The sequence below is a fragment of the Flavobacterium algoriphilum genome (genome assembly GCF_048158655.1).
Lineage (GTDB): Bacteria > Bacteroidota > Bacteroidia > Flavobacteriales > Flavobacteriaceae > Flavobacterium > Flavobacterium algoriphilum.
This window is the reverse complement of the sequence record NZ_JBLNKY010000001.1, coordinates 132,725-155,723: the sequence shown is the minus strand read 5'-3', so window position 1 is coordinate 155,723 and position 22,999 is coordinate 132,725. Positions and strand designations below refer to the sequence as shown.

Below are 22,999 nucleotides of genomic sequence, written 5' to 3'. Positions count from 1 at the left end.
TTTCAAAAGTACAAAAAAGAGTATGAATATTTTTTGTGAATTTTACTTTGAAAATTGGAAGTTATGTTTATCTTTGCACCCACAATTGCGCGGATATGGTGAAATTGGTAGACATGCCAGACTTAGGATCTGGTGCCGCAAGGCGTGTAGGTTCGAGTCCTATTATCCGCACTTTAAAAACCCTTTATTCGTTGTAACAACGTTTAAAGGGTTTTTTGTTTTATCCTTCCCCCGTATTTTCCCCGAACCATTTTATTTTTGATTGATTACCTTATGTAACTAGTTTTTATTTTGCATTCATTTTTTTATTAATGCGAATGAAAATTATTTGTAATAGCTCCAATTGTTTTAAATCGTTTAGATTATTAATTCGTGATTACCATTTTCAACGGATTAATCACCGTAATATTTTTTTAGTCCACAATTCACCAATATATTATTATCATATTTTATTTAATTATTTCTAATCCTTAAAGACTTCAGCAATAATAAGGATTGTTAAATTTTTTATATTCGGCTAAAGTTTATTTTTATGAATGCACTTGGCTTGTTTTTTATATGAAGTATCCTAAACTATACCATCATCAGTTTGAAAAAATAAATAATCACGGTAGCATCACCAGCTACCTTCAAAAAATGGTGGCATAACCATGTTATAAAACAAATCAAATATTGAAAGTATTAATTTTGATCAAACCCGTAATCTGGATCGAAACAATACTGTGTCTGGCAGAATGTAAATTTATAGAAAAAAATGAAAACATTTTAATAACTGGAAGTACGTATAGGTACAAATTATTTAGGTACAGCATTAGGTTATCAAGCCTGTATAATCTAGTGCTTGTAGTCGAAAATCGTCCAATATAATGACATCTTGCTTTTCTATTGGCCAATTCTTTAGATATCGAAATTAAAACGACGATTGCTAAAGTAAAAGGACATCAGGCAACTATTATTGATAATGGTAATTATAAATTGGCAATGATTCCGCTTTTGGGTTGGGATAAAACAACAATTAATCACGGTTTCATAATTCTAGTTTTATTCTCATTCGAGATGCTTTTTGTATTTAAATACAATAGGTTAGAAAAAATAAAATCCCATTTAGCCAAAAGCTATTGAGATTTGTGTTTTATTCAATGTTGACTATTATCCGTGATACACTCGGGAAGCAATTATTTTATTTTCCTTTATGTCTAATACTTCAGCAATAAGCATATCTTCTTCTCCGTTCACGGTTCTAATATATTCCATGAAAATACGATCGCCGTTTGCAGTAAGCGATTTAACTTTATAGTTCAAACTTGGTAAACGGTCAAAAGCATCTTGCCACCATTCACGCAAAGCTTCTTTACCCGTAACAAAACCATTAGTGTCAGGTTTGTGTATTTTTAATTTTGGATTAAAATGCACGGCGTCTTCATCATACAAAGACAATAGTTTTTCTAACTCTTTATTATTAAAAGTTTCAAACCATTTAAAAGCGATTGATTGTAATTTTTCGGGTGTCATAGTATTTTCGGATTGAATTTTTAATTAAAAAAATCCCATTTCACTTTATGCAAAAGGGATTTTATTTTTATAATTTCAAAGAAATATTAAACGTTCTTCAAGTTGATAATTTCTTGTTCGGTAAGTAATCTCCAGTTTCCTCTTGGCAAATTCTTTTTGGTCAAACCAGCAAAAGAAACTCTGTCAATACGCAAAACATCATAACTAAAATGTTCAAAAATAGAACGAACCACTTTTACGTTAGACGATCTTAATTGCAACCCAATTTCACTTTTCGCCTCACCATCAATGTAACTTACATCTTCTACAAAAACACGGTGTCCGTCAAGAGTCAAACCTTTGTTTATTTTTTCTAAATCTTCATATTTCAAGTTTTTATCTAATGAAACTTGGTATATTTTAGATGATTTTTGACTTGGCAACGTAAATTTACGAATCATATCCGTATCATTCGTGAACAATAACAAACCAGTTGTATTCTTGTCCATTCTTCCAACAGCGCCAATTTTTGCAGTTGTAGAACCTTTTACTAATTCCAGTACATTACGATACTCCTGACCTTCGTCCATAGCCGTCGTAAAGTTTTTTGGTTTATTTAGTAAGATGTACACTTTTTTCTCTGGTGTCAAAGTCGAACCGTCAAAATTCACAACATCTCCAGGTTTTACCATGTATCCCATTTCGGTTACAGGGATTCCGTTCACCTTTACCGTCCCGGATTGAATATAAATATCTGCATCACGACGCGAGCACGCACCTGAATTAGCAATGTATTTATTCAAACGAATTTCATCTTTAACTTTCGGTCTCTTTGGTGCTTGATTTGGTTTTTTCTCTACTTTATCAGTAGCGATATCGGCAACTTTAGTAACTACTTTAATTTTTTTCGGCCCTTGGGCGCGCTTCTGCATGGCAGGTTTTGGCTTATTTGAACTTGGTCTTGAGCTATTCGCTCTTGGACCACTTTTCTTATTATTGCCTTCCTTGTTATTCATAATATTCCAATAATTTGTGCAAAGATACTATTTATATAATTGACAATCAATAATAGCCAATTATAAAAACGCTAACTGTCTAGTTAATAAGTCAATTAATGCCATTGGAGTGGTTTTTTGGAGCTATTTCCCGCTATCGTTTCAATCTTTCTAGTCCTGAACTTGTTTCAGGATCTTGAAACAAGTTCAGGACTAGAAAGGATTTCCACTGCTATCGGGGCTAACCTGAATGGATAGATTTGGAGTTTTTTGAGGAAATTGTTTAACCCTTTTTTATAATTCTGACCAAAGAATAATCTAAACCATCATCAACAATTTTTTTCCGTGCCATAAAACACTAGGATTGATTAGCACAATACAAAATACTCCAGCAACAATAAGGAATTTTAGAAGATTATGGAGTAATAGAAATTGAGGTTTGGTGTTTGATTTCCATAAGTAAACCAAGAAAAAAATCAAAATAATAAGGCAGGAATAAAAATAAATATCCATGTAACCTACATCGTAAATTTCGATTAAAAAATAGACTGGAATTACAGCCAGAATTGTCAAAATAGTAATCGTTTTTTTTGATATTTCTTCACCATAAACAATCGGAATCGTTTTGTAATCATTGGCTAAATCACCCTTTAGGTTTTCTAAATCTTTAATCATTTCCCGAATAAGAATCAGTAGGAACAAAAAGGCGGCATGCGCAAATATTACGGCAAGCTGTCTTTTATAATTTTCAATTTCTTCAAATGGAATCTGAATATAAAAATACAATAGTATTGCAAAAAAAGGGAGAACAGCCAAAAGAGAGGCTGTTAGGTTTCCTATTATTGGGTATTTTTTTATTTTATGGGAATAAAACCAGATGGAAAATATATACGCTGAAAAGAATAAAAATACGCGCCAGGAAACGAAAAAAGCCATTAAGGCGACTATGAAATTCAGCGCAAAATAGACACTTAATTTTGTTTTTTGACTTACTAATCGGTCGAGCATGGATTTATTAGGTCGGTTGATTAAATCTTTTTGCCTATCATAAAAACTATTGATGATATAACCCGAAGCAATCGCAAGTGAAGAAGCAAAAACAAGTATAAATAAATTGAAATCGAGTAGAATATCCAGCGCTCTTTTTTCGGGGGCAAGGATAAATATTGCCGAAAGATATTGCGCCAAAATAATTATTGGAATGTTATACCCTCTGACTACAGAGAACAAACTTGCAATTTTCATTAAAAGAAGCTTGTGTTGTCTGCTTAACATTTTTAGTAGTAGTTTTTGTCAAGTTTTATTCGGGTATATTTATAGTAAACTTGCTTATTTGTTTTCAAATTTAAGATTTTGTTTTTAAAATTAACTTGATTTTTTTACAAAAAAACATGCATGTGAATTGTTCATAGATAAAAATGCTGAAAAATTACTATATAGTAAAAGTATTTCTGAATTGCAATGTATAGGAATTCTGATTTCATCGGATTCAAAATAAGGGTTCGGCTATTGTTTACAATTTGATCAATTGAATGGTAATCAATTAATAAGTTTTATAATTGGGCTTCATATTCTTTCGGTATAGTAACTATAAATGTACTCCCAATATTCATTTCCGAATCGACTGTTATGGATCCATTAAGATTTTCAATTGCTTCTTTTACTAAGTAAAGGCCTAATCCGGAACCTTTATTGTTATTATTAGTGACAAAAAACATTTCAAAAATTTTGAGTTGGTATTCTTTATTAATTCCGATACCATTATCTTCAATTTCTATTTTGTAAAAGTCTTCTAAGGTGTATGTTTTAATTGAAATATATCTTTTTTCTTTCTTTTCGTCAGAATACTTGATAGCATTAGATACTAAATTATTCAAAATAATTTTTAATCTCAAGCCATCACTAAACAATTCGTCCACGGATAATTCTTTTTTGAAGTGTATTTCATTTGTACCTTTAATAAATAGATGTTGAGCAATAATTTCATCTATTATTTTATTTAGACTAACGGGAGCAATGGCTATTTTTTTTCTTTTATTTCTGGAATAATCTATTATTTCTTTGATAAATTCATCTTGTTTATCCAGGCTCTCATGCATCAGGTCTAAATAATACTTAATTTGCTCTAAATCCTCCTCTAGTTTTACGATTTCTATTAATCCTTTTAGGGACAAGATAGGAGAGCGTAAATCATGTGAAGCGCTATAAACAAATTTGTCAAGTTCTTTATTAACAAGGATTAAATTTCTGTTTTTATCATCTGTTTCGTCTTTGGAGCGTCTGAGTCTGTTAATCATTACGGAGTAGTAAACACTAACGCTCCCAATGATTATCAAAGTAAAAAATATATTGGTTAAAAGAAGGTAGCTTTTAATCAAACGGGTTCCTTCGCCTAGTGCTTCGGAGAAATTTTGTTCGTTTTTTGTTAATTTATCGGTAATGATATTTAACTGTTGAAAAAATTTTTGCTCGTCGTTTGGTTTTAAATTGGTAGTACTTATTTTTTTATTGGCCTCATTTCCGATTGATTCTAATTGTTGAATTAAATAATCGCCTTTTCCCCACTCATTAATTGCCTTAGCTAAAAAAGGAACGGAATGAAAATATTTAAATAACCAAATTAAATCATCAAGATCTTTCTCGTTATTTCTACCGGCTCGAAATCCGTTTTTGATGGTCTCAATCGATTCATTGTTTGTCAAGCCAATTCGTGCAATCTTATCTCCTTTTGGAACACTCAATTCTTCATTAAATAATTTCCATTCAATGGGGTCTTTAGTAAAAAGGTAGGTGATAAGGTGACGGGTTGCGTCTTTTTGTCCTTTAGAATAATGCGATTCTCCATTTACATACGCTCTGGATGCCGACAGGATTTTAATAGTTAAATAGTTGATGACAATCAACGAAGAGCAAGACAAAATTACTATAATGAGGGGAATAAAAATATTGCGGAGTTTAAAATATTCAGGAATTTTAATTTCAGACATGTAGTTTTTTTATAATTGAAAAGAGTAAAAACTCAGATGTTTAAATATAAGTTGTTTTTATTTAAAATGTAAGATTTTATTTAATTTAATCTTGGTTTTATATTGAAAAATTTAAACCATTGGTTTTTAGGAGTTCGTCAAGAAGTATAATTTAACTATAAATTTTATTGTTTTGGGATCAAGTAATAATTTTATTGTATCAAAACGGTTAAAATATTTTTTTGTTTTTATAATAAAATTGTAGCCAATATATAAGATAAGAAACCAAATTGCTTCGAAATAATAATGGTATGTATGCTCAACAAGAACAAACTAATAATTTTCATTATATAAGCTTGCGTTAAGCATTATAGGATATGGGTTTAAGAATTAGAGTTTTTTAGAATTGATAAACGACCTCAAGTTTATAATCTTTTAGTGAAATTTTGGCTTTTTCTAAATTTTCAGTAAAACCTAAGATATAGCCGCCGCCGCCAGAACCACATAATTTCAAGTAATAGTCATTACTGTCAATTCCTTGTTGCCAGATTCCATGAAATTGTTCTGGAATCATTGGTTTAAAGTTGTTTAAAACTACTTTTGATAATTTCTTAGTGTTCATGAATAATGATTTCATGTCACCACCAAGGAAATTTTCCACACAGGCATCCGTATATTTTACAAATTGATTTTTCAACATGGCACGAAATCCTTTGTCTTTTAGGTTTTCCATGAAAATATTAACCATCGGAGCGGTTTCACCAACAATTCCTGAATCTAATAAGAATACAGCGCCTTTTCCGTCAAAACTTTGTGTTGGTATTCCAGTAGCTTCAATATTGTCTTTAGAGTTGATTAGAATCGGAATACTCAAATAGCTGTTTAAAGGGTCTAAGCCAGAACTTTTTCCGTGGAAAAAACTCTCCATTTGAGAAAATATATTTTTTAACTGCAATAATTTTTCACGAGTCAAATTCTCCAGAACCGTAATTTTATTTTGAGCATATTTATCGTAAATAGCAGCTACAAGTGCGCCACTACTTCCTACGCCATAACCCTGAGGAATACTGGAATCAAAATACATTCCAGTTTCAACATCATTTTTTAAATTTGCTAAATCAAAAGTTACTAAGTTGGGTTGCTCGTTTTGTAACGTTTCCAAATAAGTAACAAAACGTCTTAAATTCCCATTTGATTTTATCGCTTCATCAGATGGGTTTTCCTCTCTTTTAAGTGCACCATTATAAAAATTATAAGGAATTGACAATCCTTTTGAGTCACGAATAATTCCGTATTCTCCAAAGAGTAATATTTTTGAGTAAAATAAAGGTCCTTTCATATTAGATTATAAATTAGCAATTTGGGGTTGATAATTAGGTATTTTAGTAGGTAATTTTATAAATCGACTTGATCTCCACGATTTGCTTCTTGAATTCCAAGGTCAATTTCTTCTTGTTCTTCAGGAGATAACTCTTTCCAAACATTTTTTTTTTCTGATTTGAAAATGTTTTTTATAGATTCGATTATGTCCTTGTCATTAGTTTCTAATAACAATTTTATCAATTCTAATTTCTCTGATTGAATATCCATATTTTTCAGCGCTTTAAAATTTAAAGGTAGGCAAAAAACAAACTAATTCAACAAAGCTCCATTTCCAATTTCGTCACAAATGTACTGACCATTTTGGCAATAGCCAACTAATTCGTCCTTAATAAATTGCAAAACGGTAACCGCGACGTTTTCAGGATATAAAACATGAACATTTGCTCCAGCATCTAGCGTAAAGCAAACGGGAATTTTGGTCTCGTTTCTAAATTTCCAAATCGCATTAATAATTTCCAGCGTCTTTGGTTTCATCAATATAAAATAAGGCATTGAGGTCATCATCATGGCATGCAAAGTCAAGGCTTCACTTTCCACAATTTGAATAAATCCTTCCAGATTACCACTTTCGAAGATGGTAATTAATTTATCTAAATTTTCGTGTGCTTGTGCAAATCGCCTTTCGGCAAAAGGGTGGTTGTACATCAAATCGTGTCCAACCGTACTGGAAACTTGTTTTTCTCCTTTGTCAACCAACAAAATTGTATCTTGGAAATTCTTAAAATTTGCATGAATTACATTTGGAAATTCAACACCAAATAAATCAGAGCTTCCGGAGATATCCGCATGATTTCCCCAAACGACAACACTTCCTTTTACGCTTCTACAAGCGCTACCGGAACCTAAACGCGCTAATAAAGACGCTTTTTGATAGAAATACGCTGAAGTCATTTTAGGATTCAATACTTTTTCTAAACTCATCAAGTTCATCGCCAATGCCGCCATTCCAGATGCGGATGACGCAATTCCTGAACTGTGGGGAAACGTATTCTCCGTATCGATTGTAAAATGGTAGTCTTTCAAAAAAGGCAAATACACTTCAATTCTTTCTAAGAATTTTTGGATTTTGGGTTTGAAATCTTCTTTGGGTTTTCCTTCAAAAAGTAAATCAAAGGAAAATGTACCATCATTTTGCTTTTTGGCGAAAGCCAATTTGGTGATGGTTTTACAATTATTCAATGTAAAACTAACCGAAGGGTTAGCAGGAATTTGATTGTCTTTTTTGCCCCAATATTTCACAAGGGCTATATTACTGGGCGCGCTCCATTGGAAATTACCTTCTTCAACCGAATGCGTATATTTTGATGGAATAAAATCGTTTACTGAAATCATGAAATTAAAAATTTAAGCAAAGATACTTTTTTTGTTAATTTGTTTATCTGCTTAATGGTTAGAAAGATTTAAGTAAATTTGGCTCACATTAGAAAAATATAAAAATGAATAAGATTACCCGAATATTAGCAATTGTTGTTACTTGTCTTGCGATTGGTTATTTCTCCGGAATGGTTACACGTTCTGCAATTTCAACATGGTATCCTACTTTGGTTAAACCAAGTTTTAATCCACCCAATTGGGTTTTTGCGCCCGTTTGGAGCATGTTGTATATTATGATGGGAGTTGCAGCAGGATTGGTTTGGAACCGAATTGATTTTGAAAGAGAAACGGTAAAAAAAGCATTGATTTTTTTTACTATTCAATTAGTATTAAATGCGTTGTGGTCCTATTTATTTTTTGGATTGCATAACCCTATGCTTGCTGGTTTAGAGATTGTTATTTTATGGTTAATGATATATGAAACCTACATTCAATTTGCCAAAATCAATAAAATTGCGGGTTATTTATTCCTTCCGTATTTGGCTTGGGTAAGTTTTGCTGCCGTTTTAAATGGAAGTATTTGGTGGTTGAATAGATAAAATAGGTTAAATTATTTTTGCTGTTTTTTCAATATAAGTAATTGATTTTTAGTAACTTTGAGTAATGTGAATGTTTGTTTTATTTTTTTATCTTATGTATTCTCCTCAAAAGGAAATGGAATAGACTTCAGTACACAAGATAGTTTCCGACTTTTTAAAAAATTACTTTAAGTATCTCCTTCCTGTTGCAGATTCAGTTAATCTGGTAGTTTATTCTCTGAAAGCTTTTTCGGACAGGAACGTACTGATTTTGTGAATGATTATTTAGGATAGTTAAACCGAAAAAGGTCAAACTAAAACACACGATCTGTTGTTAAAATAGACTAACAAACTAACTTAATAAATTATAATTATGTATTCATCTAGTATAATAATCCCGGTTGGAGTAGGCTTAATTTGTGCAGTATTAGGCTATTTGCTTGGAAAAATACTTTCTTCAGCAAAAGATAATACAAGCGCCTTGCAGTTAGAATTAGACAATTGCAGAGCCAAATCGACTAAGCTAAAGGCTGAGTTATCAACTTTAAAAGCTAAAAGCAGCAGCTTCGTTGCACCACATGTACTTAATTCTGGACTTATAGGGGCTTATGTTCCTTTTGATACGGATTTAGCGTCTTCTGTTTTTGGAGAGAAAGTAAAAGAAAATGATTTAAAAATCATTGAAGGAATTGGTCCAAAAATTGAAGAACTGTTCCATGAAAATGGAATTTCAACTTGGGAAGTACTTTCAGAAACTTCCGTTAATCGATGTCAGGAAATTTTGGACAAGTCTGGAGAACGGTTTGTAGTTCATGATCCGAAAACTTGGCCGCTTCAGTCAAAATTAGCCTTCGAAGGAAAATGGAAAGAGCTGAGACATTGGCAAGATACTCATATTGGTGGAAAAAAATAAAACTTAAAAAGCTCTCATTTGAGAGCTTTTTTTATATGTTGTTTGCAAGAATAAACCCGCTTGTCCAAGCATTTTGGAAATTAAATCCACCAGTAATGGCGTCTATATTGACGATTTCCCCAGCAAAATAAAGGTTTTCGTTTAATTTGCTTTCCATGGTTTTGAAATTGATTTCTTTTAAATCGATTCCACCCGCAGTTACAAATTCTTCTTTAAACGTACTTTTTCCATTCACTTGAAAAGTGCCATTCGTGAGTTGATTCGCAAGATTCTGCAATTGAATTTTTGATAAATCAGCCCATTTAGTTTCAGTTTCTATTCCTGAAGTGAGTACTAAACTTTCCCACAATCGGTTTGTTAACTCGAAAGGAGATTTTTTTGAAACTGATTTCTTAGCGTGTTCTTGTTTTAATTCTTTTAATTTTTTTTCAATATCTTCCTTGTCAGCATCATTAAGCCAATTTATGAAAATGGTAAACTGATAATTTTTGTCATGCAAGATTCGAGCACCCCAAGCGGATAATTTCAAAATCGCCGGACCGCTCATTCCCCAATGTGTGATCAATAAAGGCCCTGTTGATGTGAGTTTGGTGTCTTTTACTTTTACGGTAACTTGTGCCGCAACTCCGGGTAATTCTTTTATTCTTGCATCTTTAATGTTGAAAGTGAATAGGGAAGGGACCGGACTGACAACCGCATGTCCAAAATTTTGTAGCATTTCCCATACTTTAGGATTACTTCCTGTGGCTAGAATTAGTTTTTCGGCAAGATAATTTTCAGTTTGGGTTTCTATTTTCCATGTGTTTTCTTTGTTAAAAATGGATTGTACACTTTGTCCCGTAAGCACAGCAATTCCCAGTTTTTGTGTGGCTTTCAGGAAACAATCAATTATCGTTTGCGAGGAATTCGAAACTGGAAACATGCGTCCGTCTGCTTCAATTTTTAATTCTACCCCATGTTTCTCGAACCATTCAATCGTATCGCCGGAACAAAACTGATGAAAAGGACCTCGTAATTCTTTTTCTCCGCGCGGATAAAATTTCACCAATTCATTAGGCTCAAAACAAGCGTGCGTTACGTTACATCTTCCGCCGCCGGAAATGCGAACTTTGTTCAGTACTTCGGTACCGCGTTCTAAAATGGCTACTTTCAACTTTGGATTTTTTTCTACAATATTAATTGCCGTAAAAAAACCTGCTGCGCCTCCGCCAACTATTATTATATCGAAATTCTGGTTCATATTCTATTTGGGAAATCAGTGATGATTCCGTTTACGTTGAATGCTTTTATTTTTTGTATGTCTTCTATTTCATTAATGGTCCAAGGGAAAACCTGCAATCCTTTTTTCTGCATTTGTGCTGTATTTTCCTTTGTCAATAAATGAAAATGAGGATGGATGGATTCCGCCTGAATAAATTTGGCGAAAGCCTGAGCTAAATCGAGATTAGTTTCTGTTAAAACGCCAATTGGAATTTTATCATTCAAAAATACCACTTGCTGTAAGGCATTCCAATCAAAACTGGAGACCAAAAAGCGGTCGTATTTCCACTCTTTTTTAACAACAAATTTTTCGATGAGTGAAACGACTTTCTCTGCGGTATCATATTTTTTTAATTCAATATTGATAAAACAGTTTTGGTTTACCAAATCAAATACTTCTTTGAGCGTTGGAATTTGGTGCTTGTCCTCAATTCGAAAAGTCTTCAATTCGCGCAAAGATAGTTTATTTACAAAACCTTTTCCATTAGTCGTTCTGTCAATTGTTTCATCATGGATAACCATTAATTCATCATCCGAACTAAGATGTACATCGAGTTCAATCCCATCTAAATGCATGTCTAATGCTTTTTGGAAAGAAACTAATGTATTCTCCGGTTCATAACCTTTGACGCCACGATGACCAATCTTTTTCATGGAGTGTTTTTTCATTACAAAAAAAGAACAATTTTTTAAGTTAAAGCTTTAAAATGTTGATTTTTATAAAAAAAAAACGGGTTAATGAAAGAATAATAAGATATTTACATTAAAATTTAAAAACAATAGTTTTGAACCAGCTTAAAAACAACCATTTATGAAAAAAAGTATTTTGGCGATTCTTTTTATAGGATTGTTTCTAGAGACAAGTTTTGCACAGATACCAAAGTTAGTTACTTCAGTTGAAGGAATTAAAGAATATAGCTTACCAAATGGGCTAAGAATTCTTTTGATTCCTGATGCCGCACTATCTAATGTTGTAGTGAATATTGTATATAATGTAGGTTCAAGACATGAAGGGTATGGCGAAACTGGAATGGCCCATTTATTGGAACATATGTTGTTTAAACGTTCGTCAAAATTTAGTGAAATAAAAAAAGCGATTGCCGATAAAGGAGCAATAGCAAATGGGACTACTTGGAGTGATAGAACAAATTATTATGAAATTCTACCTGCTACAGACGAAAATTTAAATTGGGCATTAGAAATGGAAGCGGATAGAATGGTAACATCTTCTATTTTGCAATCGGATTTAGACATTGAATTTTCGGTAGTTAGAAATGAGTTTGAAATAGGGGAGAATTCTACTTCGAGTGTTCTGGAAGAAAGGATTATTTCATCGGCTTTTTTATGGCACAATTATGGGAATTCGACGATAGGAAGCAAAGAAGATATCGAAAGAGTTCAGGCATCTTCTCTTAAAAACTTCTACAAAAAATACTATCAGCCCAATAATGCGACACTAATAGTTGGGGGAAAATTTGATGAAAAGAAAACATTGGATTTGATTTCAAAGTATTTTGCGATTATCCCGAAATCCAACCAAATTATTGAACAAACTTATACTGTAGAACCAGCCCAAGATGGAGAGCGTTTTGTGGAGTTAAAAAGAAACGGCGATATTCAGTATGTAGCAATGGCGTATCATACGCCCAGTTTTTCGGACAAAGAATATGCTGCCAACAATGCTTTGATTTCAATTCTTTCCAATAATCCTTCGGGTGTTTTGTATAAAGCTTTGATCGAAACGAAACTTGCAACTAGTGTGTATGGCTATACCAGGACTTTGAGAGATCCCGGTTTTAGTTATTTTCAATGTGAAATCCCTAAAGATAAAGATTTAACAATGGCTCAAAATGCTTTTCTTCAAACTATGAATGCCGTTCCAAAAATCATATTCACGGAAGATGATTTGAAAAGAGCCAAAAATGAATTGTTGAAACAATTTGAAAACACTTACAATAAAACAATCAATTTAAGTATTGCATTGACAGAAAATATTGGTGCAGGAGATTGGCGTTTATTCTTTATTGATAGAGATAATGTTGAAAAATTGACACTTGCCGATATTCAAAATGTTGCCAAAAAATATTATTTACAAAGCAACCGAACCTGGGGAAGATTCCTGCCTGAAAATAATACAGAACGTGTAAAAGTAAGTGATACTCCTGACATTACAGCTCTTACAAAAGAATATAGAGGGAAAGCTTTAGAGATGAATAAGGCTACTTTTGAGACCTCTGTCGGTAATATTTTAAAAATGACAGAAATAGGAAAATTAGCATCAGGAGGAAAATATGCATTACTTGAAAAACCTTCCAAAGGAAATAAAATTGAAGCCCGAATTATGCTTCGAATAGGAAATATAAAAGCACTTGAAGGGAAAGATCTAATAGCTAACTTAACTGCCAAAATGCTTAAATTAGGTACGAAGACAAGAAGTAAAAGTGTCATTAATGACCAATTAGATCAATATAAAATTAATTTGAGTTTACAAGCAACTGTGGATAGAATGTATTTGAGATTGAGTACTGATAAAGAGAATTTAAACAAGGCTTTAATTCTTGTTGATGATATTTTAAGGAATCCGTTATTTGATGCTTCTGAATTTGAAAAAATGAAATTAGAAACTAAAAGTGAGTTGGAATCCTCCAAAAATGAACCACAGTCACTAGCCAGCGAAGCTGTTGAGAAAGAAACTGCATTGTATCCAAGATCGCATCCCTATTATTCAAAAACAGTTGATGAAGAATTAGTTGAATTAAGTAAAATCACACTGGATGACGTGAAAAAGTATTACGAAGATTTCTATAACGGAAATAATAGTATCACTTCATTTGTAGGTGGAATCGATAAAAAAAGTATCAAAGAATTTATGACTAAAACTTTGGATAATTGGAATTCAAAAGAGCTTTATTCAAGAATTGCCACGCAATATTTTGATGTGAAATCGGTGGATAAAACAATTCAGGTGAATGACAAAACCAATGCCGCTGTTATTGGGAAAATTAATTTGAATATTGGTATCAACGAACCGGATTATCCAGCCGTCGATATGGCCAATGAATTGCTTGGAGGTGGTTTTCTTTCTTCCAGAATACCGCAAAGGTTGCGTGAAGCAGAGGGGATGAGTTATGGTGCGGGTTCTTTTGTTTCCGGAAGTGGTATTGACAAGACAGGTAGCTGGGGCGTTTACGCTTTCTTTAATCCATTGTTTAAAGATAAATTAGACAATGCCTTGAAAGACGAAATTCAGAAAGCATTGGATAAGGGTTTTACAAAAGTAGAATTTGATGCTTCACTAAAATCGTGGTTGCAACAGCGACAAACAATGCTTGGAACCGATGAGTTTTTAGTTCGGCAATTAAGAGAATATTTAGATCAAAATAAAACGTTTACGGATTATTCGGACTATGAAAATAAAGTAAAAGCGTTGAATGTAGATAAAGTAAATGCAGCTTTGAGAAACTATTTTGATAGGAAAAAGTTAGTATTAATTTACGCTGGAGATTTTACCAAAAAATAAAGATTGTTTTTCATAAAAAAGGGATTGTCTAAATTTAGACAATCCCTTTTTTATGAAAATAAAAATCTAAATATTACTGATTTTCAATTAATAATAATGAAAAATCAGTGTCAAATGAAACTTTTCCGTCAGAAACAATTTTTGTTTTTCCAGAATATGCATCTCTTACTTTAGCTCCATCTTTAAAAACGGAACCGACGGCGAGTTCTTTTTTACCAATCGGTAAATCCAGACCAATGACTACAGCATCAGAATAACTTCCTTTAGTAAAAGCTCTACTAAAAGTATAGGGTTTAGGTGAAATTTGCTTATGAATTCCGGCTCCTACAGAAGGATGATTTTTTCTGAATTGACCTAATTTTTGCCAATGCAGCAATGTTTTTTGTGTTTCCGGGTTCGTTTGAATGGCATCCCAATTCATAAACGAACGCAAGGTTGCGTCGCCTTGAGTTCCTTCAACTACTAATGAACGCGCAGATTCATCACCATAATAGACTTGTGAAAGTCCTGGACTCAGTAATAATTTTGTCCCTGCTTCTTCACTTTTGACACGTTTTGCATCAAATGGTCCACCATCATCATGCGAAGATAAATAGTTTAAAACACTATATCCTTTCAGTTCATTATTCAACTTGTCAGAATACTTGGAAAATATAAATTCATAATCTTTTTGAGCATCCCATTTGAATTCGAAATTGATCATGTTATTGAATCCATTTTGGTAATAGTTTACTTTTTTATCTCCAAAATCGAAAGTTTGCCCACCGCTGATTCCATAATTATAAACTTCCGCAATGGTGTAAAAAGAATTGTTGTCTAAAACTTTTGTCGGATTATTTTTCTTCCAAGTTGTAAAGGCATAGTTGCATTGGGATTTGAAATCAGCCCAAACCGTTTCCTCAGTGTGTTTCACAGTATCGCCTCGGTAGCCGTCAATTCCGTAATCGGCAATATAATCGGTCAACCATTTGATGATGTAATATTTTGGGGCTCTCGGATAACCTGTACGAGCAAAAAACGCATCTAATTCTTTTATTTCTTGTTCGTAACGTCCTTCTTTTTTCCATTTTTCGATTAAAAAAGGAGGTAAAGCGACATCTTGATTGCTCTCTGTTTTTACATCCGGAAGATTTGCGACCAAAGTACAAACGGTAGTATTCACAAATGATTTGTAATCACATGTTGGTCCCGTTCTTACCCAGTCATTCGGCCAAACCGTATCCTCAGCCGTTACCGGTCCGGTATGATTGATCACACCATCAAGAATAATTCTGATTCCGTGTGCATGCGCTTTTTCGACCAGTGCAGCCAAATCTTCTTTGGTTCCAAAATTAGGGTCCAAGTTTGTCCAATCTCTGGCCCAATACCCATGGAATCCATAACTTAATCCCGTTCCTTCATCTACGCCATCGTGAATTTGTTCCACTATTGGTGTAAACCAGATGGCATTGATTCCCAGTTTGTCAAAATAGCCTTCGTCAATTTTTTCCGAAATTCCTTTGATGTCACCGCCTTCAAATCCACGAAGTTTTCCTGCTGTTTTGGTCCGGTTTAAGCTTATGTCATTTGCAGCATCACCATTATTAAAACGGTCTGTCATTAGGAAATAAACATTCGCTCCTTCCCAAACGAAAGGCGTTTTAGCACTCTCAGAAACAGTTTTTGTACTGGAACAACTGCTTAAAATTGTTATGGTTAATAGTAAAAACGGAATTGAATATTTTTTCATTTTTTATAATTAAATGATTGATTTTTTTGAAACATATAAGAATTATAAGTTCATTTAAGTTTGAGTGATTATTACTTTTTCTTTGAACTTTTATATTTTGTTATATGCCTTACAGGATTTAAATTACTTCAGTTCTAAAATCAAAACCGATTTTGGTTCAATTAGTATGTCGGTTGTAATATCAAATGTTAATTCTGAAATTACATCTTTTCCGGTTTTAAAATCTTTGATGTTTTCTTTAAAACGATTCATATTTATGGTATGAGTTTCATTGCTGTTGTTCATGAGAACCATAACAGTTTCAGTAGTATTATACCTAAAATAAACATAAACATTGTTTTCAGGAATGTAATGTGTCATCTTCCCAAAATGGATTGCCGATTTTGTTTTTCTCCAATTAAATAATTTAGATGTGTAATCAAAATAGTCACTTTGTCCCGTGGTTCTTCCTTCTTTGATAAACGCATTGTTTTTATCACCTTCCCAACCACCTGGAAAGTCTTGGCGAATATCAGCATCGCCTTTTCCTTTGTCACCAGCCATGCCAATTTCACTGCCGTAGTATAATTGTGGAATTCCGCGAACTGTTGCCATTAAAGCCATTGCCATTTTATATTTTCTGATATCATTACCATAAGTCTGATTAAAACGATTGGTATCATGATTTTCGACAAAAATCAACATATTGTTGGTGTTGGGATAAAGAAAGTCATTGCTGAAATTATCATACAATTTGATCATCCCTTTGTCCCAAGAACCGTCATCCTCATTGAATACTTTACTGGTTGCCTCAAATAGGGTGAAATCCATTACACTTGGTAAATTGGAATTGTAGTCTTGTATTTTACTTATTGGGCTGTCTTTTTGCCAATAGGATATCTGTGCCTGACTTTGCATCCAAACTTCACCTACAATATTGAAATTTGGGTATTCATCAGTAACCGATTTTGTCCATTTTGCAATTCCTTTTGGGTCGGAATAATTAAACGTATCTACTCTAAATCCATCCAAATCAGCATATTCAATCCACCAAATTGCATTTTGAATCAAGTATTTTAAGGCCAAAGGATTTGACAGGTTTAAATCAGGCATTGATGAGGCAAACCAACCATTAAGGCATGTTTCTGTATCAATTTTTGCCGCATGCGTATCGTGAATAACGGTTCTTTTATGATTGGTTTGGGTATATTTATCAAATTGATTGATCCATTCACGGGTTGGTAAATCTTTCATCATCCAGTGTTCAATTCCCCAATGATTAGTCACATAATCCATCACTAATTTCATGTTTTTCTTATGCATTTCAGAAGACAATCGTACATAATCTTCATTAGTCCCGTAACGTGGATCTATTTTATAAACATCAGATTGACCATAAGTATGATAAGAAAACGCAGCATCATTGTCTTCGCAAAGTGGCGTACTCCATATCGTTGTTGCGCCCAATGAGGAAATGTAATCCAGGTTTTTTATAATCCCTTCAATATCGCCACCATGTCTTCCTACGGGTAATTCGCGATTGTATTTTTCTGTGGTGGCGTTTTCGCTATCGTTATTCCTGTTTCCATTTGCAAAACGATCCGGCATCAGTAAATAGATCATATCCGAAGCATCGTAACTTTTGCGTTGCGCTGAATTATCTCTTCTTTTCTTTAAAGTATATTTTTGCGTGAACGATCCTTTATTGTTACTCTTGAAAGTAAAAATTAAATCAGTAGCCGATACTTTTTTTGTATCAATGGTAACAAAAATATAGTTAGGATTTTCTGTCCTTTTAATAGTTGTGATTTTAATAGCATTAGAAACCGTAACTTGGTATTCTGCTATGTTTTTACCGTAAAACATAATTTGCAATTCTGGATTTTTCATGCCCGCATACCAAAATGGCGGTTCAACTCTGTCAATTTGAGCATTTGAAGTTAAAGACATAAAAAACAGGAATAAGGTTATTTTTTTTAGTAAGCACATATTTATAAACGGAAACGAACCGATTTTATTTGTTATTTAATATTTTTTTATAGCTGTTAAATTTGCAATGGCCAAAAGACTTTAGAGCGTGCTAATCAATTAAACAATCCCAATATTTATTGGGATTGTTTGTGAACCAAACAAGGTTCAGGGTCAAATGATAGAGTAACTACAAGTTCTAACAATTGTCTTTTATACCGTAACTGCATTTTCAGTAGTAACTACTACGTTCTTGCCATTCACTATTATCGCTAATTCTTTATTACCATCAATTGAGAAAATGGTTTCCTCATGATTAATAGCTACTGTCAGAATTTGATTTCTAAAGTTGATTTTAAAGGAATATGCGTTCCATTCTTTTGGAATTTTTGGAGAAAAATGAAGTTTGTCTTCTTTAATTCTCATTCCGCCAAAACCTTCCACGATACTCATCCAGGTTCCGGCCATAGATGTAATATGACACCCTTCTTCCACTTCTTTATTGTAATCATCTAAATCAAGACGGGAAGTTCTCAAATAGAAGGTATACGCCATATCCATTTTGTCTAATAAAGCGGCCTGGATCGAATGCACACAAGGCGAAAGTGAACTTTCATGAACCGTAAATGATTCGTAAAACTCAAAATTATTTTTTAGTTCGTCTTTCGAAAAATGATCTTCGAAGAAATAGAAACACTGTAAAACATCGGCTTGTTTGATATATGGAGAACGCAAAATTCTGTCCCAAGACCATTTTTGATTGATTGGTCTTTGGCTTTTGTCTAAATCAGCTACTCGAACTAATTCTTTGTCTAAGAAACCGTCTTGTTGCAAGTATACATTATGTTCTTCCGAAAAAGGGAAGTACATATTATCCGAAACTTTTTTCCAAGATTGTAATTCGGAATCCGAGATTTTTACTTTTTCAGAAATTCTTTTATGATCCGAAGGATATTCTAAAGACACTTTTTGAATTTGTTCGTAGGTATATTCCAGACACCATTTGGCAATATAATTGGTGTAGAAATTATTGTTTACGTTGTTTTCATATTCGTTTGGACCTGTAACACCAAGAATTACGTATTGGTTTAAATTAGTCGAAAAATTGGCTCTTTGATGCCAAAAACGAGCGATTCCTATTAATACTTCCAGTCCTTTTTCAGGGATATAACTATAGTCGCCAGTGTATCTGTAAAAGTTATAAATGGCAAATGCGATGGCTCCATTTCTATGAATTTCTTCAAAAGTAATTTCCCATTCGTTATGACATTCTTCGCCATTCATGGTTACCATTGGGTACAAAGCCGCTCCGTTAGTAAATCCTAATTTGGCAGCGTTTTCAATGGCTTTGTCCAATTGATTGTAGCGGTAGGTCAATAAATTTCGAGCTACTTCTTGATCTTTGGTAGCCATGTAAAACGGAATGCAGTAGGCTTCGGTATCCCAATAAGTCGATCCGCCGTATTTTTCTCCGGTAAATCCTTTTGGTCCAATATTTAAACGGGAATCTTTTCCTAAATAGGTTTGGTTTAACTGAAAAATATTGAAACGAATTCCTTGCTGTGCTTTTACATCGCCATCAATTGTAATATCTGACATTTCCCAAATTTTTGCCCAAGCATCGATTTGGTCTTGCAACATTTGATTGTATCCTTTTCCTAACGCAGATTGAATCACTTTCTCCGCAGCGGTAATTGTATTTTCATGATTCAATGAAACGGTATAACCACCAATTTTTTGGATGGATGATTTTTGTCCTTGAGCCACAATTACATCATAACTGAATTGAATTTTATCGGAAGTTGCATCAATATTGGAAGGAGAAATAGCTGTTTTTTCGTCATTAGACAAAATACTATTTTGCATGAAAGTAGTTACTTTGAAATGTGTTTTAAACGTTTGAGCCGTTACAAAAGCTTCATTTATAGATTTTTTCACGTCAAGCGGTTCCCAGAATTTTTCTTCCCAGTTTGCATCTTCATTGGTTACACCAGCGTCAATATACGGTTTGTAAATTATTTTTGAATCTTTGTTTAAGGGAATAATTTCGTAATTAATAATTCCAACTTCATCCAAAACTATAGAAAGAAAACGACGAATGTTTACCGAAATTTCCGTTCCATTTTTTAAAGTCGCTTCAAAAGAACGATTGTACCAACCTTCTTTCATGTTCAATTCACGGCGAAAGTTTTTGATTTCGGAACAGGTATTCAAATCCAGTTTTTCTCCGTTGATTTCGATGTCGATTCCAATCCAGTTTGGGGCATTTAATACCTTGGCAAAATATTCCGGATAACCGTTTTTCCACCATCCTACTTTGGTTTTATCGGGATAATAAATTCCTGCAATATAACTTCCCTGGAATGTTTTTCCAGTATAGGTTTCTTCAAAATTAGCACGTTGCCCCATGGCACCGTTACCAATACTGAACAGGCTCTCAGATGATTTCACACTTTCTACATCAAATCCTTCTTCTATGATAGACCAGTTGTCTGGTTTTATATAATCTTGGTTCATTTTTTCTAATTTAAAAATTGTTGTGATGCGAAGACAATCTTTTTTTTACTTTTTTGAATCTTGTTTCTTTTAGACTCTATTCTTTAATTAAATCTTCTATGAAGTTGGTGTCTATTTCCGTAAAATTGTTAAAGATGTATTTTGCTTCGTGCAGCACCGTTGCTGAACCAATTCCTATACTCGTCATTTTTCCAATATTTGCCGCTTGAACACCAGCAACTGAATCTTCAAAAACAATAGCGTCTTCAGGATTTATATTTAATAATTTAGCTGCAATCAGGAAAACTTCTGGATCTGGTTTAGCATTGGTAACATCATTTCCATCTACAATAGCATCAAAATAGGATAGTATTCCTGTTTTTTCTAAAATTGGTCTGGCATTTTTACTGGCAGAACCCAATGCGATCGGTTGACCTTTTTCTTTAAGAAACTTCAAAACGGGAAAAACTCCCTGAAGTATTTCGCTTTCGTTCATATCAACCAAATAGGATAAATAATCCTCGTTTTTTTGAAATAACCATTTGTCCTTGTCTTCTTGCGAAGCTTCCACTTTTCCTAATTCTAATATAATATCCAAAGAACGCACACGGCTGACTCCTTTTAATAATTCGTTATGTTCCAGTGTGAAATCAATATTTAATTCATTTGCGATTTTTTGCCAAGCTAAATAATGATATTTTGCGGTGTCTACAATCACTCCGTCGAGGTCAAATATGAATGCTTTTTTATTATTCATGAATTTCAATTTTTGTTCTGTTGTTTACTCTAAGTGTAAGTAATCCGGCAAATATCATCGATACGCCGCCAATTAATAATGCGTAAATAGGTTCGTTGTGAAAAAATTGTTTGACAATAAAACCTAAGATGGTTGCGGCTACAATTTGAGGAATAACTACAAAAAAGTTAAAAACGCCCATGTAATAGCCCATTTTTGCAGCTGGTAAAGCACCCGATAACATAGCATAAGGCATTGATAAAATACTAGCCCATGCAATACCAACTCCAAACATTGGAATTAGTAATAAATATTTATCTCCAATAAAATAAATAGAAAGCAGTCCTACACCACCAGAGCATAGGGCCAATAAATGTGTGGATCGAACTCCCACTTTTTTTGCAATTACCGGTAATAAGAAAGCAACAGCAGCGGCTACTCCGTTATAAACAGTGAAAAGTACAGATACCCAGTCAGCAGCGTCATTATATACTTTTGAAGTGGTATCCGTTGTTCCAAAAATATGTTGGGTAACGGCTTGCGTAGTGTAAATCCACATGGAGAAAAGCGCAAACCAGGAAAAGAATTGAACCCAAGCCAATTTTTTCATTGTGGTGGGCATGTTCAGTAAATCGGTCATGATGATGGTGAATCCATTTTTTATTTGAACTATTCTAAGTCTGGCAGTAAGCATGAATAAAATACCAATAAAAATTAATCCGACAAATAAAATATATAGTTCTTTAGTAAGTTCATTTTCGTAAATAATAAACGAAATGACGCTTCCTAATAAAGTCATTACAAATCCTAAATTGAATTGTCTTTTGATATTAGCTTTAGTTTCAGACTCTTTTTCAATTGGAGCTACATCTTTAGAATCCTTATCCTTTTGTTCAAAAGCTTGTAATTCTTCGGGAGAATATTCAGTAGATTTAAAAATAGTCCACAGTACCGCCAATAAAAAAACAATTCCTCCTATATAGAAGGACCATTTTACGGAATCAGGAATAATTCCTTCTGCTGCAGTATTGCTTACACCAAAAACGTTCGTAAAAACATAAGGGAGTAACGAACCAACAACGGCACCCAGTCCAATGAAAAAACTCTGCATGGCAAAACCTAAAGTACGCTGATTTTCGGGTAGATTATCGCCTACAAAGGCGCGAAAAGGTTCCATCGAAATGTTGATAGACGCATCCATCATCCATAAAGTTCCTGCGGCGATCCATAAAGATGGGGAATTGGGCATTATAAATAAAGCCACCGACGATAAAATAGCACCGACCAAAAAATATGGTCTGCGTCGGCCTAATTTTGTCCAAGTTCGATCACTAAAATAACCAATTATCGGTTGGATTATCAAACCGGTTACAGGAGCTGCAATCCATAAAATAGGGATTTCATCAACTTTTGCACCTAATGTTTCAAAAATTCTTGAAGTGTTTGCGTTTTGCAGTGCAAAACCAAATTGGATTCCTAAGAAACCGAAACTCATGTTCCAAATTTGCCAGAAACTTAATTTACGCTTTTCCATTATCGTAATTTAATTATTATACGATAAGCGCTTTGCTTATCAAAACTTATCTTATTTTCGAAGTAAAAGTAAAAGCTTTGAGGGGTAAATATAAAAATTTATTCTAATCTTTTACTTTTTAGAAACAAATAAAGTAA

18 protein-coding genes and 1 tRNA gene are annotated in these 22,999 nt (G+C 33.3%); 5 read left to right on the top strand and 14 right to left on the bottom strand.

What is annotated here, in order from left to right; translation table 11 throughout:
* Positions 1 to 89: 89 nt before the first annotated feature.
* Together ACM55G_RS00640 and ACM55G_RS00635 are read left to right on the top strand one after the other, a co-directional pair.
* Positions 90 to 171 (top strand) — tRNA-Leu (locus ACM55G_RS00640).
* A gap of 714 nt (positions 172 to 885) precedes the next feature.
* Entirely contained in the window at positions 886 to 1,122 is a 237-nt protein-coding gene (locus ACM55G_RS00635; protein ID WP_416841969.1) for a hypothetical protein, read from the top strand.
* Between the two features lie 27 nt (positions 1,123 to 1,149).
* On the opposite strand, the gene ACM55G_RS00630 is transcribed toward ACM55G_RS00635, so the two are convergent.
* The 7 genes from ACM55G_RS00630 to ACM55G_RS00600 all read right to left on the bottom strand — a co-directional run bounded on the left by ACM55G_RS00630 (position 1,150) and on the right by ACM55G_RS00600 (position 8,167).
* Positions 1,150 to 1,512, bottom strand: a complete 363-nt coding sequence (locus ACM55G_RS00630; protein ID WP_416841968.1) for a nuclear transport factor 2 family protein — start codon at positions 1,510 to 1,512, stop codon at positions 1,150 to 1,152.
* Between the two features lie 86 nt (positions 1,513 to 1,598).
* Positions 1,599 to 2,507: a pseudouridine synthase gene (locus ACM55G_RS00625; protein WP_416841967.1), complete on the bottom strand. Its 909-nt coding sequence runs from the start codon at positions 2,505 to 2,507 to the stop codon at positions 1,599 to 1,601.
* A gap of 297 nt (positions 2,508 to 2,804) precedes the next feature.
* Positions 2,805 to 3,761 carry a geranylgeranylglycerol-phosphate geranylgeranyltransferase gene (locus ACM55G_RS00620; protein WP_416841966.1) on the bottom strand — a complete coding sequence of 319 codons (957 nt, stop codon included), beginning with the start codon at positions 3,759 to 3,761 and terminating at the stop codon, positions 2,805 to 2,807.
* A 278-nt stretch (positions 3,762 to 4,039) separates the two neighbouring features.
* Positions 4,040 to 5,473, bottom strand: coding sequence for a sensor histidine kinase (locus tag ACM55G_RS00615; protein WP_416841965.1), 1,434 nt, complete (start codon positions 5,471 to 5,473; stop codon positions 4,040 to 4,042).
* A gap of 379 nt (positions 5,474 to 5,852) precedes the next feature.
* Positions 5,853 to 6,791: a mevalonate kinase family protein gene (locus ACM55G_RS00610; protein ID WP_416841964.1), complete on the bottom strand. Its 939-nt coding sequence runs from the start codon at positions 6,789 to 6,791 to the stop codon at positions 5,853 to 5,855.
* A 56-nt stretch (positions 6,792 to 6,847) separates the two neighbouring features.
* The gene (locus ACM55G_RS00605; RefSeq protein ID WP_416841963.1) at positions 6,848 to 7,042 is read right to left on the bottom strand and encodes a hypothetical protein; all 195 of its coding nucleotides are present in this window, start codon (positions 7,040 to 7,042) and stop codon (positions 6,848 to 6,850) included.
* Between the two features lie 42 nt (positions 7,043 to 7,084).
* Positions 7,085 to 8,167: a diphosphomevalonate decarboxylase gene (locus ACM55G_RS00600; protein WP_416841962.1), complete on the bottom strand. Its 1,083-nt coding sequence runs from the start codon at positions 8,165 to 8,167 to the stop codon at positions 7,085 to 7,087.
* 104 nt (positions 8,168 to 8,271) lie between these two features.
* Between ACM55G_RS00600 and ACM55G_RS00595 the strand changes: the two genes are divergently transcribed.
* Entirely contained in the window at positions 8,272 to 8,748 is a 477-nt protein-coding gene (locus ACM55G_RS00595; RefSeq protein WP_416841961.1) for a TspO/MBR family protein, read from the top strand.
* Positions 8,749 to 9,100: 352 nt separating this feature from the next.
* Entirely contained in the window at positions 9,101 to 9,640 is a 540-nt protein-coding gene (locus tag ACM55G_RS00590) for a hypothetical protein (RefSeq protein WP_416841960.1), read from the top strand.
* A gap of 31 nt (positions 9,641 to 9,671) precedes the next feature.
* Here ACM55G_RS00590 and ACM55G_RS00585 read toward each other — a convergent pair whose 3' ends face one another.
* Both ACM55G_RS00585 and ACM55G_RS00580 read right to left on the bottom strand, forming a co-directional pair.
* Complete coding sequence (locus ACM55G_RS00585; protein ID WP_416841959.1) at positions 9,672 to 10,880, bottom strand: BaiN/RdsA family NAD(P)/FAD-dependent oxidoreductase; 1,209 nt, start codon at positions 10,878 to 10,880, stop codon at positions 9,672 to 9,674.
* A complete protein-coding gene (locus tag ACM55G_RS00580) occupies positions 10,877 to 11,554 on the bottom strand; it encodes a glycerophosphodiester phosphodiesterase (RefSeq protein WP_416841958.1) in 678 nt (225 codons plus the stop codon). Before ACM55G_RS00580 ends, ACM55G_RS00585 begins: the two co-directional genes overlap by 4 nt.
* A 157-nt stretch (positions 11,555 to 11,711) precedes the next feature.
* Between ACM55G_RS00580 and ACM55G_RS00575 the strand changes: the two genes are divergently transcribed.
* Complete coding sequence (locus ACM55G_RS00575) at positions 11,712 to 14,420, top strand: M16 family metallopeptidase (protein ID WP_416841956.1); 2,709 nt, start codon at positions 11,712 to 11,714, stop codon at positions 14,418 to 14,420.
* Between the two features lie 73 nt (positions 14,421 to 14,493).
* On the opposite strand, the gene ACM55G_RS00570 is transcribed toward ACM55G_RS00575, so the two are convergent.
* From ACM55G_RS00570 to ACM55G_RS00550, 5 genes are all read right to left on the bottom strand, one after another.
* On the bottom strand, positions 14,494 to 16,149 hold the full coding sequence (locus tag ACM55G_RS00570; protein WP_416841955.1) for an alpha-amylase family glycosyl hydrolase: 1,656 nt from the start codon (positions 16,147 to 16,149) through the stop codon (positions 14,494 to 14,496).
* Between the two features lie 123 nt (positions 16,150 to 16,272).
* Complete coding sequence (locus tag ACM55G_RS00565) at positions 16,273 to 18,078, bottom strand: glycoside hydrolase family 13 protein (RefSeq protein ID WP_416841954.1); 1,806 nt, start codon at positions 18,076 to 18,078, stop codon at positions 16,273 to 16,275.
* A gap of 231 nt (positions 18,079 to 18,309) precedes the next feature.
* Complete coding sequence (locus ACM55G_RS00560; protein WP_416841953.1) at positions 18,310 to 20,613, bottom strand: glycoside hydrolase family 65 protein; 2,304 nt, start codon at positions 20,611 to 20,613, stop codon at positions 18,310 to 18,312.
* 76 nt (positions 20,614 to 20,689) lie between these two features.
* Positions 20,690 to 21,349, bottom strand: a complete 660-nt coding sequence (gene pgmB, locus ACM55G_RS00555) for a beta-phosphoglucomutase (protein WP_416841952.1) — start codon at positions 21,347 to 21,349, stop codon at positions 20,690 to 20,692.
* Positions 21,342 to 22,862, bottom strand: a complete 1,521-nt coding sequence (locus ACM55G_RS00550) for an MFS transporter (RefSeq protein WP_416841951.1) — start codon at positions 22,860 to 22,862, stop codon at positions 21,342 to 21,344. The genes pgmB and ACM55G_RS00550 overlap by 8 nt, the downstream gene beginning before the upstream one ends.
* Between the last annotated feature and the right edge of the window lie 137 nt (positions 22,863 to 22,999).

Bases quoted from the DNA above. Each gene is read 5' to 3' on its own strand.
- ACM55G_RS00630 (WP_416841968.1), bottom strand. From the start codon at position 1,512: ATGACACCCGAAAAATTACAATCAATCGCTTTTAAATGGTTTGAAACT.
- ACM55G_RS00625 (WP_416841967.1), bottom strand. From the start codon at position 2,507: ATGAATAACAAGGAAGGCAATAATAAGAAAAGTGGTCCAAGAGCGAAT.
- ACM55G_RS00620 (WP_416841966.1), bottom strand. From the start codon at position 3,761: ATGTTAAGCAGACAACACAAGCTTCTTTTAATGAAAATTGCAAGTTTG.
- ACM55G_RS00615 (WP_416841965.1), bottom strand. From the start codon at position 5,473: ATGTCTGAAATTAAAATTCCTGAATATTTTAAACTCCGCAATATTTTT.
- ACM55G_RS00610 (WP_416841964.1), bottom strand. From the start codon at position 6,791: ATGAAAGGACCTTTATTTTACTCAAAAATATTACTCTTTGGAGAATAC.
- ACM55G_RS00605 (WP_416841963.1), bottom strand. From the start codon at position 7,042: ATGGATATTCAATCAGAGAAATTAGAATTGATAAAATTGTTATTAGAA.
- ACM55G_RS00600 (WP_416841962.1), bottom strand. From the start codon at position 8,167: ATGATTTCAGTAAACGATTTTATTCCATCAAAATATACGCATTCGGTT.
- ACM55G_RS00595 (WP_416841961.1), top strand. From the start codon at position 8,272: ATGAATAAGATTACCCGAATATTAGCAATTGTTGTTACTTGTCTTGCG.
- ACM55G_RS00590 (WP_416841960.1), top strand. From the start codon at position 9,101: ATGTATTCATCTAGTATAATAATCCCGGTTGGAGTAGGCTTAATTTGT.
- ACM55G_RS00585 (WP_416841959.1), bottom strand. From the start codon at position 10,880: ATGAACCAGAATTTCGATATAATAATAGTTGGCGGAGGCGCAGCAGGT.
- ACM55G_RS00580 (WP_416841958.1), bottom strand. From the start codon at position 11,554: ATGAAAAAGATTGGTCATCGTGGCGTCAAAGGTTATGAACCGGAGAAT.
- ACM55G_RS00575 (WP_416841956.1), top strand. From the start codon at position 11,712: ATGAAAAAAAGTATTTTGGCGATTCTTTTTATAGGATTGTTTCTAGAG.
- ACM55G_RS00570 (WP_416841955.1), bottom strand. From the start codon at position 16,149: ATGAAAAAATATTCAATTCCGTTTTTACTATTAACCATAACAATTTTA.
- ACM55G_RS00565 (WP_416841954.1), bottom strand. From the start codon at position 18,078: ATGTCTTTAACTTCAAATGCTCAAATTGACAGAGTTGAACCGCCATTT.
- ACM55G_RS00560 (WP_416841953.1), bottom strand. From the start codon at position 20,613: ATGAACCAAGATTATATAAAACCAGACAACTGGTCTATCATAGAAGAA.
- pgmB (WP_416841952.1), bottom strand. From the start codon at position 21,349: ATGAATAATAAAAAAGCATTCATATTTGACCTCGACGGAGTGATTGTA.
- ACM55G_RS00550 (WP_416841951.1), bottom strand. From the start codon at position 22,862: ATGGAAAAGCGTAAATTAAGTTTCTGGCAAATTTGGAACATGAGTTTC.